Annotated in this window: 14 protein-coding genes; 7 read left to right on the top strand and 7 right to left on the bottom strand. The window is 70.4% G+C overall.

The features are described from left to right. Nucleotides 1-60: 60 nt before the first annotated feature. Together J2X41_RS10635 and J2X41_RS10630 are read right to left on the bottom strand one after the other, a co-directional pair. Nucleotides 61-1,335, bottom strand: a complete 1,275-nt coding sequence (locus J2X41_RS10635) for an MFS transporter (RefSeq protein ID WP_310081731.1) — start codon at nucleotides 1,333-1,335, stop codon at nucleotides 61-63. A 63-nt stretch (nucleotides 1,336-1,398) separates the two neighbouring features. Further along, nucleotides 1,399-2,214, bottom strand: a complete 816-nt coding sequence (locus tag J2X41_RS10630) for a fumarylacetoacetate hydrolase family protein (RefSeq protein WP_310081729.1) — start codon at nucleotides 2,212-2,214, stop codon at nucleotides 1,399-1,401. Between the two features lie 153 nt (nucleotides 2,215-2,367). On the opposite strand from J2X41_RS10630, the gene J2X41_RS10625 reads away from it, so the two are divergent. Together J2X41_RS10625 and ligD are read left to right on the top strand one after the other, a co-directional pair. Next, entirely contained in the window at nucleotides 2,368-2,766 is a 399-nt protein-coding gene (locus J2X41_RS10625) for an MmcQ/YjbR family DNA-binding protein (RefSeq protein ID WP_310081727.1), read from the top strand. Between the two features lie 127 nt (nucleotides 2,767-2,893). Next, complete coding sequence (gene ligD, locus J2X41_RS10620) at nucleotides 2,894-5,662, top strand: DNA ligase D (protein WP_310081725.1); 2,769 nt, start codon at nucleotides 2,894-2,896, stop codon at nucleotides 5,660-5,662. Nucleotides 5,663-5,849: 187 nt separating this feature from the next. On the opposite strand, the gene J2X41_RS10615 is transcribed toward ligD, so the two are convergent. After that, nucleotides 5,850-7,547: a M56 family metallopeptidase gene (locus J2X41_RS10615; protein ID WP_310081723.1), complete on the bottom strand. Its 1,698-nt coding sequence runs from the start codon at nucleotides 7,545-7,547 to the stop codon at nucleotides 5,850-5,852. Next, nucleotides 7,544-7,918: a BlaI/MecI/CopY family transcriptional regulator gene (locus J2X41_RS10610; RefSeq protein ID WP_310081722.1), complete on the bottom strand. Its 375-nt coding sequence runs from the start codon at nucleotides 7,916-7,918 to the stop codon at nucleotides 7,544-7,546. Before J2X41_RS10610 ends, J2X41_RS10615 begins: the two co-directional genes overlap by 4 nt. A gap of 161 nt (nucleotides 7,919-8,079) precedes the next feature. On the opposite strand from J2X41_RS10610, the gene J2X41_RS10605 reads away from it, so the two are divergent. The 4 genes from J2X41_RS10605 (at nucleotide 8,080) to J2X41_RS10590 (ending at nucleotide 12,009) form a co-directional block, all read left to right on the top strand. Continuing rightward, the gene (locus tag J2X41_RS10605; RefSeq protein WP_310081721.1) at nucleotides 8,080-8,766 is read left to right on the top strand and encodes an AcvB/VirJ family lysyl-phosphatidylglycerol hydrolase; all 687 of its coding nucleotides are present in this window, start codon (nucleotides 8,080-8,082) and stop codon (nucleotides 8,764-8,766) included. A gap of 135 nt (nucleotides 8,767-8,901) precedes the next feature. Then, nucleotides 8,902-9,681, top strand: a complete 780-nt coding sequence (gene otsB / locus J2X41_RS10600; RefSeq protein ID WP_310081719.1) for a trehalose-phosphatase — start codon at nucleotides 8,902-8,904, stop codon at nucleotides 9,679-9,681. Continuing rightward, nucleotides 9,678-11,156 (top strand): trehalose-6-phosphate synthase, encoded by a 1,479-nt coding sequence (locus tag J2X41_RS10595; protein WP_310081717.1) that lies wholly within the window; start codon nucleotides 9,678-9,680, stop codon nucleotides 11,154-11,156. The genes otsB and J2X41_RS10595 overlap by 4 nt, the downstream gene beginning before the upstream one ends. Before the next feature lie 4 nt (nucleotides 11,157-11,160). Further along, a complete protein-coding gene (locus J2X41_RS10590) occupies nucleotides 11,161-12,009 on the top strand; it encodes a Ku protein (protein WP_310081716.1) in 849 nt (282 codons plus the stop codon). Between the two features lie 147 nt (nucleotides 12,010-12,156). Here J2X41_RS10590 and J2X41_RS10585 read toward each other — a convergent pair whose 3' ends face one another. After that, on the bottom strand, nucleotides 12,157-12,630 hold the full coding sequence (locus tag J2X41_RS10585) for a hypothetical protein (protein WP_310081715.1): 474 nt from the start codon (nucleotides 12,628-12,630) through the stop codon (nucleotides 12,157-12,159). A 134-nt stretch (nucleotides 12,631-12,764) separates the two neighbouring features. Here J2X41_RS10585 and J2X41_RS10580 point away from each other — a divergent pair, with 134 nt between their 5' ends. Further along, on the top strand, nucleotides 12,765-13,667 hold the full coding sequence (locus J2X41_RS10580) for an alpha/beta hydrolase (protein WP_310081713.1): 903 nt from the start codon (nucleotides 12,765-12,767) through the stop codon (nucleotides 13,665-13,667). Here the strand turns inward: J2X41_RS10580 and J2X41_RS10575 are convergent. Continuing rightward, nucleotides 13,654-14,688, bottom strand: coding sequence for an acyltransferase (locus J2X41_RS10575; RefSeq protein ID WP_310081711.1), 1,035 nt, complete (start codon nucleotides 14,686-14,688; stop codon nucleotides 13,654-13,656). The genes J2X41_RS10580 and J2X41_RS10575 overlap by 14 nt on opposite strands. Before the next feature lie 124 nt (nucleotides 14,689-14,812). Next, nucleotides 14,813-16,609, bottom strand: coding sequence for a glycoside hydrolase family 15 protein (locus tag J2X41_RS10570; RefSeq protein WP_310081708.1), 1,797 nt, complete (start codon nucleotides 16,607-16,609; stop codon nucleotides 14,813-14,815). Between the last annotated feature and the right edge of the window lie 28 nt (nucleotides 16,610-16,637).

Raw genomic sequence — 16,637 nt, 5'->3', positions numbered from 1 at the left:
CACGAAAAAGCCCCCGATCTCGCGACCGGGGGCTCGTTTTCCAGGCGCGCGTGACGACCGCTAGATCTTCACGGGCTCCATCTTGGGGGTCAGCAGGTGGACCACCAGCAGGGCGATCAGATAGGCGCTGCCGGCGACCAGGAAGATCGGGGTGTAGGTGCCGATCTGGTCGAGCACCTTGCCGATGTACTTGGAGAACACCATGCCGCCGACCGCGCCCAGCATGCCGCCGATGCCGACGACCGAACCCACCGCGCCGCGCGGGAACACGTCCGACGGCAGGGTGTAGAGATTGGCCGAGAAGCCCTGGTGGGCCGCGGTGGCGACGCCGATGATCAGGACGGCGACGACCAGGCTGTCGACATTGGCCGCGAAGATCACCGGCATGGCCAGCAGGGCGCAGACCAGCATGGTGGTCTTTCGGGCGGCGTTGATGCTCCAGCCGGCCTTCATCAGGCGCGAGGACAGCCAACCGCCGGCGACGCTGCCGACGTCGCTCATCAGGTAGATGGCGATCAGCGGCGGGCCGAACGACTTCAGGTCCAGGCCGTAGCGCTTGCCCAGGAAGTCGGGCAGCCAGAACAGGAACATCCACCAGATCGGATCGATCAGGAACTTGCCCAGGGCGAAGGCCCAGGTTTCCTTCTTGCCCAGCAGCTTGACCCAGCCGATCTTCTCGACCGGGTCGGCGGGATCCTGCTCGATATGGGCCAGTTCGGCGGCCGACAGGCGCGTCTGCTCGCGCGGGCGGCGATAGACGATCAGCCACAGCGGCAGCCACAGCAGGCCGGCGATCCCGGTGACGATGAAGGCCATCTGCCAGCCGAAGGCCAGGACGATGCCCGGCACCACCAGCGGGGTGACGATGGCGCCGATGTTGGTGCCGGCGTTGAAGATGCCGGTGGCCAGGGCGCGCTCGTTCTTGGGGAACCACTCGGCCACGGCCTTGATGCCGCCCGGGAAGCCGCCGGCCTCGCCGATGCCCAGGCCCATGCGGGCGACCGCGAAGCCGCCGAAGCCGCGCGCCAGGGCGTGGCCGATGTGGGCGATCTGCCAGATCAGGAACGCGATGCCGAAGCCCCAGCGGGCCCCGATCTTGTCCATGATCTTGCCCCAGGCCATGTAGGCGACGGCGTAGGCCAGCTGGAAATAGAACACCAGGTCGGCGTAGTGGGTCTCGTCCCAGCCGAATTCCTTGCTCAGGTCGGCCTTCAGCAGGCCGATGGTCTGGCGGTCGACATAGTTGATCACCATCGCCAGGAACAGCAGGCCGACAATGACCCACCTGTACCGCCCGATCTTCGCAGACGGAGCCGGCATCGTTGGAGCGTCCATGGACGTCACATCCTCACCCTTGGGCTTGTAGTTATTCCGACGCCCCCGCCGGTTTTCCGATCGTTAAGCCGGGACGGCGACGCAGGCGACGCTTCCGAACGGGCCGAAGTCTACGCGGGACGTGTCCCCCGCGGCAATGTCATGAATGCCGGTGCTGGCCCCGGTGGTCACCAGCATGCCCTTCTTCAGCGGACGGCCGCGCGAGGCGACGTGGCCCAGCAGGAAGGCCAGGGCCGCCAGGGGCGAGCCGGGAATCGAGGCCGCGCCGCCCTTGCCGACGGACACGCCGTTGATGAACGTCTCGGCCGGCATGTCTTCCCAGGCGATCTCGCGCCAGTTCTCGATCACCGGACCCAGGATCTGGCCGTCGTTGTTGCCGAAGTCCGAGGCGACGATGGGCGGGCCCAGCAGATTGATCGTGGCCAGCGGGCTGCCGGCGATCTCGATGCCGACGATCAGCTCGCCCACATAGTCGGCGGCTTCCTGCGCGGTCCATTCGGTCTTGTCGGCCGGGGCGTCCTGGCCCAGGCGGATGACGAATTCGGCCTCCACGGCGGTGAAGCCGCCGGCGATGGCGCGGAACGGGGTGGGCGCGTCGCCCGCGTCCCAGACCTTGGTCTTGAAGATGCAGCCGGCCAGGCGCTCGGCGCCGAGGCGTTCGCGATGCTGCGGCGGGACGAGGCCGACCTTCCAGCCCACCAGCTCGTCGGGCCACATGTCGATAGCCAGGTCCTGGACCGCGTAGCCCTCGGCCATGGACTGGGGCAGGACGCCGCCCGGATAGCCGGGGACCGACACGCCCTTCAGGCGCGCGTCGACGAATTGGGGTGCGATGGACGCCGGTGCGAACACCTCGCTCTCGGCCTCGGAAACGGTCACGCCGCGAATCCTCCCTCGCGCTAACACACTACAGTCCCGTTCGACGGGCTTTGGTCGTGCATAATGGAAACCGGTGTCATTGACAATCGGCCACGCGGCGCCGGTGGCAAGGGGATTGCCGCGCCCGCGTTCTGGGCGCTTTCATCGGCGGTCATGGTCGATCTCGCCGCTCTTCACCGTTTGGCCCTGGCCCTGCCCGAGGTCGAAGCCAGCCCGGAAGGGGGGCGTCTGGCGTTCGATGTGCGCGGCAAGGGAATCGCCTGGTCCTATTTGGCCCGCGCCCATCCCAAGGCTCGCCGCGAAGTGGTGGAGGGCGTGATCGCCGTGCGCTGCCGACGCGAGACCAAGGAGATGCTGCTGGAGGCCGCGCCCGAGCGCTTCTTCGACGACGACCATTATCGAGGCTTCCCCGCCGTGCTGGTGCGGCTGGACGCGATCGACGAGGCCGAACTGGCGGGATTGCTGGCCCAGGCCTGGCGAATCCTGGCGCCCAAGGCCCTGGTCAAGCGGATCGACGCCGAGCGATCCGGAACCACCACCCCCGGGCGGTGATTTCCCTAGAGCCTTTTCCGTCCTGACCACGTCGGGCCGGAGCTCCGGCTTTTTGTTTTGCGCATTTTCTTCAAGAAGCCGGGGTCTGCTTCGCTTGAAAATGCCGCGGCAGACAGGGAATCTCGCCATGGCCCAGGGACAGCTCGCCGAATATCGCCGCAAGCGCGACTTCCACAAGACCGCCGAGCCCAGCGGCGACACGGCCGTCGCGCCCGCGCCGCACGCGCGGTTCGTCATCCAGAAGCACGACGCCACGCGCCTGCACTACGATTTCCGGCTGGAGGTCGACGGCGTGCTGAAGTCGTGGGCGGTGACCAAGGGTCCGTCGCTGGATCCGGCCGACAAGCGGCTGTCGGTCGAGGTCGAGGATCACCCGCTGGACTATGGCGACTTCGAGGGCACGATCCCCAAGGGCCAGTACGGCGGAGGCACGGTGCAGCTGTGGGACCGCGGCTACTGGTCGCCCGAGCCAGGCTTCGAGGACGTGGCCAAGGCCCTGAAGAAGGGCGAGCTGAAGTTCGTGCTGGAAGGCGAGCGGCTGCACGGCTCGTGGGTGCTGGTGCGGATGAACTGGGACCGCAACGCCAAGGATGGCCCCAAGCGACAAGAAGGGGGCAAGCGCTCCAACTGGTTGCTGATCAAGCACAAGGACGAGGCGGCGCGGCCGGGCGAGGGGACCGCGATCCTGGAGGAGGACGCCTCGATCGCCTCGGGCCGGACCATGGCCGACATCGCGGCCGGCAAGGGGCGGGGGCCGTCGCCGTTCATCCTGAAGACCAAGGGCAAGGGCGACGCGGTCTGGACCTCGCGCACCAAGGCCGAGCGCGAGGCGGCGCAGAAGGAGGCGCTGGAGACGCGCACTTTCAAATCCACTCATCCCGACGAAAGTCGGGACCCAAGCGGCCATGGCGGTTCCGGCGCTGCGCGAAGCAATAAGCTCAGCTTGGGTCCCGGCGTTCGCCGGGATGAACGGAGTAAAAAAGGAAAGCCCGCCGTCCTGCCGGACTTCATCGAGCCCCAGCTGTGCAAGTCCCTGGACCGCCCGCCCACCGGCCCCGGCTGGGCGCACGAGATCAAGTTCGACGGCTACCGCGTGCAGCTGCGCGTCGAGGACGGCCGGGCGACCCTGCGCACCCGCAAGGGCCTGGACTGGACCGAGAAGTTCGCCGCCATCGCCGAGGCCGCCGCCGACCTGCCCGACAGCATCCTGGACGGCGAGGTGGTGGCCCTGGACGCGGCCGGCCAGCCCGACTTCGCCGGTCTGCAGGCGGCCCTGTCGGACGGCGACAGCGGCGACCTGATCTTCTTCGCCTTCGACCTGCTGGCCCTGGACGGCGAGGACCTGCGCGACCTGCCGCTGCGCGAGCGCAAGGCGCGGCTGAAGACGATGATGGGGCAGGACGAGGCGCGGCTGCGCTACGTCGACCATTTCGAGACGGCGGGCGACGCGGTGCTGCTGTCGGCCTGCAAGCTGGAGCTGGAAGGCATCATCTCCAAGCGGCTGGACGCGCCCTACCGTTCGGGCCGCAGCGAGACCTGGACCAAGGCCAAGTGCCGGGCCGGGCACGAGGTGGTGATCGGCGGCTGGACGACGACAGGCGCGGCCTTCCGCTCGCTGATCGCCGGGGTCTATCGCGACGGCAAGCTGGCCCATGTCGGCCGGATCGGCACGGGCTTTGGCCGCGACAAGGTCGGTAAGCTGCTGCCGCGGCTAAAGGCGCTGGAGAGCGACACCTCGCCGTTCGAAGGCAAGGGCGCGCCCCGCAAGGCCGCCAATGTCCACTGGGTGAAGCCCGAGTTGGTGGCCGAGATCGAATATGCCGGCTTCACCGGCGACGGCTCGATCCGCCAGGCCTCGTTCAAGGGCCTGCGCGAGGACAAGCCGGCCGCGGAGGTCGAGGCTGAGGTTCCCGCCTCGGCCGAGACGGCCGAGCTGGCGGAGCCGACGCCGAAAGCCGCCCCGAAGGCCGCCAAGGCGGCGCCGAAAACGCAGACGACCGTCACCGCCAAGGCGGACAGCATCGTGCTGGGCGTGACGATCTCCAAGCCCGACAAGCCGCTGTGGCCTGATGTCGACGGCGCGCCGGCCAGCAAGATCGACCTGGCCGGCTACATGGCGGCGGTGGGCGAATGGATGCTGCCGCACATCAAGGGCCGGCCGGCCTCGATCATCCGGGTCCCGGACGGGGTCGGCGGCGAGACCTTCTTCCAGCGCCACGCCATGCGCGGGATGTCGTCGCTGATCGAACTGGTCAGCGTGAAGGGCGACAAGCAGCCCTACATCCAGTTCGACCGGATCGAGGCGCTGATCGCCGCCGCCCAGATCGCCGCGGTCGAGATCCATCCGTGGAACTGTCAGCCGAACGATCCCGAGGTCGCCGGCCGCCTGGTGTTCGACCTCGACCCCGCGCCGGGCGTCACCTTCGAGGACGTGATCGCCGGGGCCCGCGAGATCCGCGACCGGCTGGAGGAACTGGGCCTGGCCAGCTTCTGCAAGACCACCGGCGGCAAGGGGCTGCACGTGGTCACGCCGCTTTCGGACAAGGTGCCGTGGGACGCCGCCAAGGCCTTCGCCCGCGAGGTCTGCGCCCGCATGGCCGCCGACGCCCCCGACCGGTACCTGATCACCATGAGCAAGAAGGCGCGGGAGGGGCGGATCTTTCTGGACTACCTGCGCAACGACCGCACCTCGACCGCCGTCGCGCCTCTATCCGCCCGGGCCAGGCCCGGGGCGACGGTGTCGATGCCGTTGAACTGGACCCAGGTGAAGGCGGGGCTGGACCCGACCAAGTACACGATCCGCACCGTCCCCGCCCTGATCGCCAAGAGCACGGCCTGGGAGGACTATTTCGATTCCGCCAAGCCCCTGAAGGCGGCGATCAAGCGGTTGGGGTGAGGGGGGCTGTCAGCCAAGTTCGGCGCGGCATTTCCCTGTTGTCATCCCGGAAAGCGCATAGCGCTTGTCCGGGATCCAGGTGAACCGCAACGCGCCAGCCCAGTCCCCTGGGTCCCGGACAGCCTCTACGAGGCTTCCGGGATGACAACGGTTAGGGCGACCGACACTCTTCAGAGACGCTGGTCTCCTAGCTGGCCGTGCGGGCCTCCTGGGCCAGGTGGTCGGCCTGGCGGTCCAGGTCGTCGGCCTGTGAGGGCAGGCTGTCGATCAGCGCCCGCAGCTCGGCGTCGGTGACGATGTTGCCCCGGGCGCGGTTGTCCTCGATCTGCTTGGCGCGGTAGGCGGGGTTGCGCAGGCGGGCGGCCTCGTCGCGCATCTGCTGGGCGCCCTGGCGCATCTGAACGGCCCCCTGGGCCATCTGGGCGCGGGCCTTGACCATCTGGCGCGCGGCCTCCTGGCGGGCCTGTTCGCCGATCCTGCGAGCCTGTTCGCCATTGACCCGGGCCTGGTCGGCCTGGAGGCGCGCCTGGTCGGCGGCGCGGCGGGCCTGGTCCCGCGCCTCGTGGGCCTGGCGCCGGGCCTCGGCGGCCTGGGCGCGGGCTTCGGCGGCGCGGGCGCGAGCCTCGATCGCGGCCTTCGCCTCCTCGGGCGTCGCGGACCGGAAATAGCTGTAGCCAGAGCCTGTCGAAGGTTCAGGCGGCGGCGGCGGCGGCGGCGGGGGAGGTGGCGGTTCGGGCGGAGCGGGGGGCGGAGGAGGCGCGGGAGGCGGCGGCGGAGGCGGCGGGCCCAGGGCGGCCATGACGATCGTTTCCAGCGGTGGGGCAGGCGGGGCGGGCGGGGCGGGGGGAGCCGGGGGCGCGGGCGGGACCGCGAGCGCCGGAATCGGCGGCGGCGCGGGCGGGAGCGGCGGCGCGACCCAGTCCTGGCGGGTGACGGCCAGGGCGGCCAGGGGCGTGGCGACGGCGGCCAGGGCGGCGATGGCCAGGGCCACGGTGAGCGGCCGGCGGCGGGCGGCGGTGTCGGTCATGAGGCAGGCGATCCTTGTCTTCAGCGTCCGGGCGTCGGCGGCCATGGCCGTCGCGGCGCCCAGGACAGGGCGGGCGGAAGGGGCGGGGCAGGCGGCCAGGCCGATCAGGGCCCGCGCGTAGAGGGCGCGATCGATCGTCTGGACCGCGGCGGCGTCGGCGGCTTCCTCCGAGCGTTCGCCGAGCACGGCGTGCAGGCGCCAGACCAGCGGGTTGAACCAGAAGATCGCCAGGGCCAGGCGGGACAGGACCAGGAAGATCCAGTCGTGGCGGCGCAGGTGGGCCATTTCGTGCGCCAGGATGGCCGGGGCGGCGCGGGGCTGCGCCAGGCTGGCCGGGTCGACCAGGATGGAGCCGGGCGCGACGCCCCAGCTGAGCGGGCTGGCGATCCTGTCGCTGCAGACCAGGTCGGGACGGTCCTCGGGCGCCAGGCCTTCCAGCGGGGCCAGCCAGTCGCCGCTGGTCACCGGGCGGCCCTGGCGGGTCCAGCGGCTCAGAGTGCGCAGCCCCAGCAGCAGCCGGCCGGCTATGGCGGCGAAGCCCAGCAGCCACAGGCCGCCGACCAGGCCGAGCGAAGGCCAGGGCGAGGCGCTCGGCGTCGCCATGTTGGCGGTGGTCTCGGCCGCCAGACCGGCCGGAGCGGCGAGGGGGACGGGCGGCGGCGAGGCAGGCAGCAGGGCCAGGTCCAGGACGGGCAGGACGTTCATGATCACCGGCAGGGCCAGCAGCAGGCAGACCGTGGCGCGCAGGATGTCCACCCGCTCGACCGGACGCCGGGTCAGGAACCGCGCGCAGGCCAGGCCGGCCCCGGCCACCAGGCTGGACTTGACCAGCAGGGAGACGAGCAGGGTCCAGGTCATGGCTTGCGCTCCACCGACTGGTCGATGATCCGCTCCAGGGCGGCGGCCTCTTCCGGGGTCAGGCGCTGGCCCAGGCCCAGCAGGGCCGTGGCGGCGCTGGCCGCCGAGCCGGCGAAGAAGGTGTCGATCATCCGCCGCAGGGCGCCGGCGGCGACGGTCTCGGTCCGCTGGACGGGGCTGTAGCGGAAGCCGTCGGGGCCGGGCGTCCGCTCGACCAGGCCCTTGGCCTCCAGGCGCGAGAGCAGGGTGCGGACGGCCGAGTCGCTGAGCGGGTCGGACAGGGCGGCGCGGACGCCGGCGGCGGTGCCGGCCTCCAGCCGGCACAGGGTCTCGAAGACCTCGCGTTCGCGTCTGGGCAGGGATTCGATCACGGCGGCCTCGCGATTGGAAGTGGCGCTACATTTGTAGCGTTACACGTGTAGCGGAACGGGCGAAGTGAATTCGCCGTAATCTGGGCGGGGGCCGGCCAAAGCCGCCGCGTCGCCCCACCTTCGCCCCGGCATGGCCAAGATTGAGGAGGACCAATGAGGGCATGACCCCGCGCGCTCGCCTTCTGACCCTCGCCGCCGTCCTCGGCCTGGCCTTCGCCGGAATCGCCGAGGCCAAGGTCGCGCCGCGCCTGGTCGAGACGCCGGCCACGGCGCCCGGCGACACCCTGGCCGTGCTCTATTCGGGCGACGGCGGCTGGGGCCGCCTGGACCAGGGCGTGGCCAAGGCGCTGGCCGCCGGCGGCGTGCCGGTGCTGGGCGTCAATTCTCTGCGCTACTTCCTGGGCAAGCGCCCGCCCCAGGCCTTGGCCGACGATCTGGCCGATCAGCTGCGCCGGCGCGAGGCGCAGTGGGGCCGGCGCAAGATCGTGCTGGTCGGCTATTCGTTCGGGGCCGACGCCCTGCCGGCCATCGTGCCCCTGCTGCCGGCCGACCTGCGCGGCCAGATCCAGGGGCTGGTGCTGATCGGAACCGGCTCGCACGGCGACCTGACCTTCCATCCGGCCAGTTGGCTGAACCGTCCGACCGCCGACTCCTTCCCGGTGGCCCCGGCGGTCGAGGCGCTGAAGGGCCTGCCGATGACCTGCATCTATGGCGACAAGGAGCGGCTGGACATCTGTCCGAGCCTGCCCGCCGACACGATCCGCCGGGTCAGGCTGCCCGGCGGCCACCACTTCGACGGCGACTACACGGCCCTGGGCCAGGCCGTCCTGAAGGCAGCCACCCTCTAGGATTTCAAGGTCAACCGCCGTTCGCGCACATCCCCGTGAGCGCATCGTGACCCGGCTTGGCCGTCTTTCGGGGGATCGAAACCCCGCCAACGCGCGTTTCAAGGGCCTGTAATCATCGGAGAGGGCCTTCTCGCCATGACCGCGTTCGGGTCAGTCGTTCGGCGTGCGCCGAGCGATTTGCCGCCACCACCACTCGCCCTGCCGCCCCGCGCGGCGTTGTTTCTCGATCTTGACGGAACCCTGGCCCCGATCATGCCCCGCCCCGACCAGGTGGGGCCCGACCCGCGGCGCGCGGCGCTGCTCGACGCCCTGTCGCGGGCGCTGGACGGTCGCCTGGCCGTCGTCAGCGGCCGCGCGCTGGAGGATGTCGACCGCATCCTGGAAGACCGGGTGAAGTTCGTCGCCGCCGTCCACGGCCTGGTGCGCCGCGGGGTCAACGGCGTCGACCGCGTCCAGCCCCATCCCGACATCGACCACGCCCGCGACGTGCTGCGTGACCTGGCGCGCGGCGACAAGGGCCTGCTGTTCGAGGACAAGGGCCTCAGCGTCGGCCTGCACTATCGCAACGCGCCCTCGGCGGCCGACGCGGTGATCGAGGCGGCCGAGCGGCTGGCGAGCGCGTCGGAGCTGGTGCTGCAGCTGGGCGACATGGTCGCCGAACTGCGCACGCCGGGCCAGGACAAGGGCAAGGCGGTGTCGGCCTTCCTGCGCGAGGTTCCGTTCGATGGCTCCGCGCCGGTGTTCGTCGGCGACGACCTGACCGACGAGGACGGCTTCACCGCCGCCGCCCGCCTGGGCGGCTACGGCGTGCTGGTCGGCCCGTCCGAGCGTCCCACCCAGGCGACCTATCGCCTGAACGACTTCAACGCCGTGCTCGACTGGCTGAGCGCTTCAATCGGAAGGGCCGCCGCATGAGCCGTCTGATCGTCGTTTCCAACCGCGTCAATCCACCCGTCGGCAAGGGCGAGGAAAGCGTCGGCGGCCTGGCCATGGCCCTGGCCGCGGCCTTGCGGGAATATTCCGGCATCTGGTTCGGCTGGAGCGGCAAGACCACCACCGAGTTCACCGGCCAGTTGAACATGCAGAAGGTCGAGGGTGTGACGGTGGCCACGGTCGACCTCGAGGAGGGCGACTACCAGGAATATTACAACGGCTACGCCAACAAGACCCTGTGGCCGCTGTTCCACTACCGGGTCGACCTGACCGCCTATGACCGTTCGTTCGGCGAGGGTTACGACCGGGTCAACAGGCGCTTCGCCGAGACCCTGCTGCCGCTGATCGAGCCGGACGACATCATCTGGGTGCACGACTACCACCTGATCCCGATGGCGCGGGAGCTGCGGCGGCTGGGCGTGACCAACCGCATCGGCTTCTTCCTGCACATCCCCTGGCCGGCCCACCAGTTGGTCGTGACCCTGCCGCGCCACCGGCCGCTGGTCGAGGCGCTGTTCCACTACGACCTGGTCGGCTTCCAGACCGAGGAGAGCGTCCAGGCCTTCGAAGGCTACGTCTTCAACGAGGTGGGCGGCGAGCGCACCGAGGACGGGCGGCTGACCGCCTTCGGCCAGGTCACCCAGGCCGCGGCCTTCCCGATCGGCATCGACGCCGAGGATTTCGCCCGCATCAAGGAAAGCCCGCGCGCCGTGCGCGTCTACGACCGGCTGATGGCCCACAGCGTATTCCGCAAGATGGTCGTCGGCGTCGACCGCCTGGACTATTCCAAGGGGCTGGAGGAGCGGCTGATCGGCTTCGAACGCTTCCTGCACGACAATCCGCAGGCGCGCCGCGAGGTCATGCTGCTGCAGATCGCCCCGATCTCGCGCGACGAGGTCGAGGCCTACCAGGACCTGCGCGCCCGGCTGGACGGGCTGATCGGCCGGATCAACGGCGCCTATGCCGACATGGACTACAACCCGATCCGCTACCTCAATCGCAGCTACCGCCGCGACGAGCTGGCCGGGGTCTATCGCGCCTCCAAGGCCGCCCTGGTCACCCCGCTGCGGGACGGCATGAACCTGGTGGCCAAGGAATATATCGCTTCGCAGACGCCGGAGGACCCGGGCGTGCTGATCCTGTCGCGCTTCGCCGGCGCGGCGCGGCAGATGAAGGAGGCGCTGATCATCAACCCCAACAGCCCCGAAGAGATCTCCGACGCTCTGACCCGGGCCCTGAACATGGACCTGGACGAGCGCAAGCGGCGCTTCGAGAGCCTGATCGACAACGTCACCCGCCAGGACGTCACGGCCTGGCGCGACGACTTCGTCGCCCAGCTACGCGAACCGGTGCGGGCGCCGGCCCTGGCCAAGGCGAAGGGGACCAAGTCGGACGGGGCCAAGCTCGCCCTGGCGCCGCCGCGCGCCCTGGCGGTGCGGGCCGGCGGGAGGGCCTGAGGTCATGGCGCCTAGGCCGACCTGGCAAGGCCACCTGCGGCTGTCGCTCGTCACCTGTCCGGTGGCGATGTACACGGCCACCAGCCCCGGCGGCGAGGTGCGGTTCAACCTGCTGCATCCCAAGACCCACAACCGCATCAAGATGATCGCCACCGATCCGGACCTGGGGCCGGTGGACCGCTCGGAACTGGTCAAGGGCTACGAGTACGAGAAGGATCACTACGTGATCCTGACGCCCGAGGAGATCCAGAGCGTGCGGCTGGAAAGCACCCGCACCATCGACATCGAGCGCTTCGTCGACGCCGCCGACATCGACCGGCTCTATTGGGACAATCCCTATTTCCTGGTTCCGGACGGCAAGCTGGCCCTGGACGCCTACACCGTGATCCGCGACGCCATGGCCGGGGCGGGCAAGATCGCCCTGGGCCGGGTGGTGATGCATACGCGCGAGCGGCTGCTCGCCATCGAGCCGCGCGACAACGGCCTGGTCTGCTACACCCTGCGCAGCCGCGACGAGGTGCGCGACTCCGCCGAGCTGTTCGACGATATTCCCGATCGGAAGGCCGACCCGCAGATGGTGGCCATCGCCGAGAAGATCATCGAGCAGCAGGAAGGCCCGTTCGACCCCAGCCAGTTCAAGGACCGCTACGAGGACGCCCTGCGCGCCCTGATCAAGCAGAAGGAAAAGGGCGGCAAGGCCAAGGTCACGGTCGAGGAGCCGGACAACACCAATGTCGTCGACCTGATGGAAGCCCTGCGCAAGAGCCTGGGCCAGAAGCCGGGCGCGGCGACCAAGCCCGCGGCCAGGAAACCGGCCGCCAGGAAGTCGGCGGCGCGGAAGAAGGCGTCCTAGGGTGTGTGGAGTTGGGCGTTTGGCGTCGAGGCGCCGCCCTCGTCCTTCGACAGGCTCAGGATGAGGGCTACTGGTAAGGCGGCTGAGTAGAATTCCTCATCCTGAGCCTGTCGAAGGACGAGGAATTCGGCCCAAAACCCACAGACCCTAAGCCTTCCTGCAGGCCAGGGTGTCGCCCAGGACCATCGGCGCGCCGGCCCGCGAAATCATCCAATCCACGGTCATGGTCGCCGAGCCGGTGCGGACATAGATGAACTGCTCGCCTGGCTCGCTCGCCCCCTGGCGGGTCCAGGTCCAGCGATCGCCTTCCCAGCCGGGCGAGGCGTACCAGCGCAGGCCGCTGAAGCCGTCGGCGATGGCGGCGCGAAAGCCGCCCGCGCCCCGCGCGAAGCTCCAGGTCTCCGCCGCCTTGTAGGTTCCCGGCGCCGCGTCGCGATGCCGTTTGAGCAAGGCCGCGGTGTCGGGGTCGTGGCTGAAGACCATCGCCGAGGCCAGGGGTTTCTTCGACGGCTCGAAGCGGCCGGCGCAGTCCCAGGCGCCTTCGAAATAGGCCAGCGGATCGGGGGCGGCGGGGCTGGAGGCGGCGGCCAGCAGGCCGGCGATCAGAAGGCTTGTCGGCATGGATCCTCGCGACGTGTCGATGGGCAGGAAAGCATCATCGGCTCAGCCCGTCACGTCCTGGTTTGCCGGACGTTTGACTTCGCGGCCCGCCGTCGTCGAATGGGCGCAACGACCGGGACCCTCCTATGAAACCAATGACCGTGCTGTTGGTCGCCTTGCTGCTGGCCGGATGCGCGACGCAAGGGGGGCTCCGGCCGGAGGGCGTCGCGGGCGGCCAACTGGAATGCCTGGGCCGCAAGACCTCGCGTCCGACCGTGATCCTCGAGGCCGGGGCGTTCGGCGGGGCGGCCGACTGGTCGCTGGTGGCCGAGGACCTGGCCGCCAAGGGCAGGGTCTGCGCCTACGACCGCGACGGCGTCGGCCTGGCGGCGATCCACGACCTGGACCGCTCGCCGCTCGCCATCGCCACGCGCCTGGAGGCGCTGGTGGCGGCCGAGGAGGGCGATGGGCCGGTGATCCTGGCGGGGCATTCGAACGGCGGGCTCTATGTCGAGGCCTTCGCGCGGATGTGGCCGGCGCGGACGGCGGGGCTGGTGCTGGTCGACGCCGTAGGGACCGAAGTCAAGGACCAGCCGCTGGCCATGGCCGACCTGAAGCGCGAGGCGCGGTTGGCCGGCTTCACGCCGTTCGCCCGCGCCGTCGGCCTGACCCGCCTGGTCCCGCTGCTGGACGACATCTCGCCGGCCGCCGAGGCGGCGGCCCGGCGGCGCAAGGCCTGGACGGGGCGCAGCAGCGTCCAGGCCAGCCTGCGGGAAGAGCGGGCCTTCCTGCCCGGCCTGGCCGCCGTCGACGCCCTGCCGCCGCTGCGTCCCACCATCCCGGTGGCGGTGATCGTCGCCAGCCGGACGCCGGACAAGCCGCTGGACCGCGCCTGGCGCGCCGCCCAGGTCGCCCCGGCCGGGCGCGCCTGCCGCGCGGTGGTCATCGACGTCCTGGCCAGTCACACCGCGATCCTCGACGGCCAGCGCGACCATGTGGTCGAGGCGGTCGACTGGATGGATGGGCAGCGGCCGGGGACGGGCGCTATCCGATGCTGAGCGTCTTCGTCGCGGGGCTCCAAGCGCGCAGCCATCGCCGCACGGGCGCGTCGTAAAGCCGGAACGCGATCCACGCCACGATTGGCGCCAGCACCACGGCCAGGGCCGGGAACCACACCGGCAGCAGCGGCCTCCAGCCGTCGGGATAGAGCCGCAGCATCACCGCCCAGGTGGCCCAGTGCAGCGCGTAGAGCGGGTAGGAGACGTCGCCGGTCGTCCGGCACAGCGCGCCGGCCGCGCCCTTGGGGTCGTGGGCGCCGGTCAGCACCAGCAGCGGGAACAGCACCGCCACGCAGGCGAAGTCGTAGACCCCGTTCCAGGGCCGGGGCGCCAGCGGCATGACCAGGACCGCCAGCAGGACCACGGCCGGCAGCACGAGGCGGGGTCGCGGCGCCAGGGCCCGGTAGCGCCAGCCAAGCCAGCCGAGGCCGAAGCTGAAGGTGGCCCGCACCACGCCCAGCCAGAAGGTCGCCTGGTCCCAGCCCGTCTCGACCCCGTTCAGCCCCAGCGCGACCCAGGCCATCACCGCCCCGCTGCAGAAGACGATGGCCGCGACGACCAGGTCGGGCGCTCGCCGCAGCGGGAACCACAGGGCGCTGACGATCACCTCCAGGCACAGCGACCAGGCCGGCGGGTTGAACGGGAACAGGGTGGGGAAGGTCCATTCGGCCGGATGGCCCAGGCGCGGAACCAGCAGCAGGCCGCGCGCCAGGTTGGGCCAGAACGGCGGGCTGTGCCGCGAGGTCAGGATCGCGCCGATCAGGGTCGACAGCACCAGCAGCGGCCAGATCCGCACGACGCGGATCCACAGATAGGCCGGCCAGCCGATCTCGCGCCGCTCGAAGGCGTGGGCCAGGACGAAGCCGCTGAGGCAGAAGAAGAAATCCACCGCCAGATAGCCGTGGGCGAACCGGCCCGGCCGTCCCGACCAGTCGGCGACGTGGTACAGCAGCACCCCCAGCGCCGCCACGGCCCGCAGGCCGTCCAGTGCGGCGAGGCGTTGTGTCCTGTGTTCCGTCACCCGTCGGTTCTGTCAGGATCGCGAGGGGTTTCGCAAGGGGGCGATCAGCCACGCGCACGGGTTTCACCTCACCGATGCGCACGTGCGGATCGCGCCGGAGGGCGTGGCGGGCGGCGGCTAGCCGCTACCGCACCGAGGTCCACGGCCGGCTCAGCAGCACGGCGCAGTTGATCAGGCCGACCAGCGAATAGGTCTGCGGGTAGTTGCCCCAGAGCTCGCCGTCCGCGAAGCCGATGTCCTCCGACAGCAGGCCGGCGGTGGTGCGGCGGGCCAGCATCTCGTCGAACAATTCGCGCGCCTCGTCGATCCGCCCGGCCAGGTACAGGGCCTCGACCAGCCAGAAGGTGCAGATGTTGAACGCCGTCTGCGGGGCGCCGAAGTCGTCGGGGATGGCGTAGCGCAGCAGGTAGGAACCCTTGCGCAGGCCGGCCTCGATGGCGGCGACGGTGGCGACGTTGCGCGGGTCCGTAGCCTCGATGAAGCGCAAGTCGACCAGCTGCAGCAGGCTGGCGTCCAGCTCGTCGCCCTCGAAGGTGGCGGCGAAGCGGCCCAGGGTCTGGTTCCAGGCGCGCTGGTCGATGGTCTGGCGCACCTGGGCGGCGCGCTGGTTCCAGAAGTCGGCGCGGTCGTCCAGGCCCAGGCGGGCGGCGGCGTTGCCCAGCCGGTCGCAGGCCGCCCAGCACATCACCGCCGAATAGGTGTGGACATTGGCCCGGCCGCGGAACTCCCACAGGCTGGCGTCGGGCTGGTCGTGCAGCTGGAAGGCCCGCTCGCCCACCGGCTCCAGGTTCTGGAAGTCCTCGACCGTGCCCGGCCGCAGCAGGCGCTCGTCGAAGAAGGCCTGGACCGTGGACAGGACGATCTGGCCGTAGACGTCGTGCTGCTGGTGCTCGTAAGCCTGGTTGCCGATCCGCACCGGCCCCATGCCGCGATAGCCGGGCAGGGCGGGGGCGAAGCGCTCGGTCAGCTGCGGCTCGAAGCCCACGGCGAACAGCGGCTGGATGTGCCCGCCCGCCGCCCGGTCGACGATGTTGCGCAGGTAGCCGAGGTAGTTCTCCAGGATGTCGACCGCGCCCAGCCGGTTCAGGGCCTGGACCACGTAATAGGCGTCGCGCAGCCAGCAGTAGCGGTAATCCCAGTTGCGGCCGCTGTCGGCGTGTTCCGGGATCGAGGTGGTCATGGCCGCCACGATCGCCCCGGTCTCCTCGTGCATGCAGAGCTTCAGGGTGATGGCCGAGCGGATCACCGCGCTCTGGTAGTCCAGCGGCACGGCCAGGCCCCGCACCCAGTCCATCCAGTATTCCTGGGTCTGCTGCAGCATGCGGTTGCAGGTAGCGCCGATGTCGGCGTTGAAGCCCTCGTCGGCGCCCAGGAACATGGCGATCGGCCGCTCCAGTCGGAAGGTTCGTTCCTCCAGGATGTGCGACACCGGCCCGTCGGTGGACAGGCGCAGGGTCATGTCCGAGCACAGGTAGCGGATGTGGTTGGAGCCGTGGGTGTGCTCGGCCGCCCGCGCGCCCCAGTCGGCGGTCGGGCGCAGGCGGATGGTGATCCGCGCCACGCTGGTCAGCGGCCGGATCAGGCGGATGAAGGCGGTGGGCCGGAAGCTTCGGCCGAACTGCTGGTAGCGCGGGGCGAAGTCGATGACCTCGACGCTGGCCCCGTCGGCGTCGGTGATCACCGTGCGCAGGATCGGGGTGTTGCGCAGGTAGTCCTGCTCGACGCTCGTGGCGCCGTCGACCACGACCTCCCAGACGCCCTTGGCGGCCGGATCGCCGGGCTCCAGCCCGCCCAGCAGCGCGCTGAACACCGGGTCGGAATCGATGCGCGGCGCGCAGGCCCAGACGAAGCGGCCACCGCGGTCGATCAGGGCGCTGACGGCGCAGTTGCCGATCGGGAAAAGGTCGAGGTTCTGCGGCATGGTTTGGTCCAGCTCGTCTTTCGGGTTT

This window comes from Caulobacter sp. BE254, assembly GCF_031457295.1.
Taxonomy (GTDB): domain Bacteria; phylum Pseudomonadota; class Alphaproteobacteria; order Caulobacterales; family Caulobacteraceae; genus Caulobacter.
The sequence above is the reverse complement of the archived record's forward strand: the minus strand, read 5'-3'. Positions and strand labels throughout refer to the sequence as shown.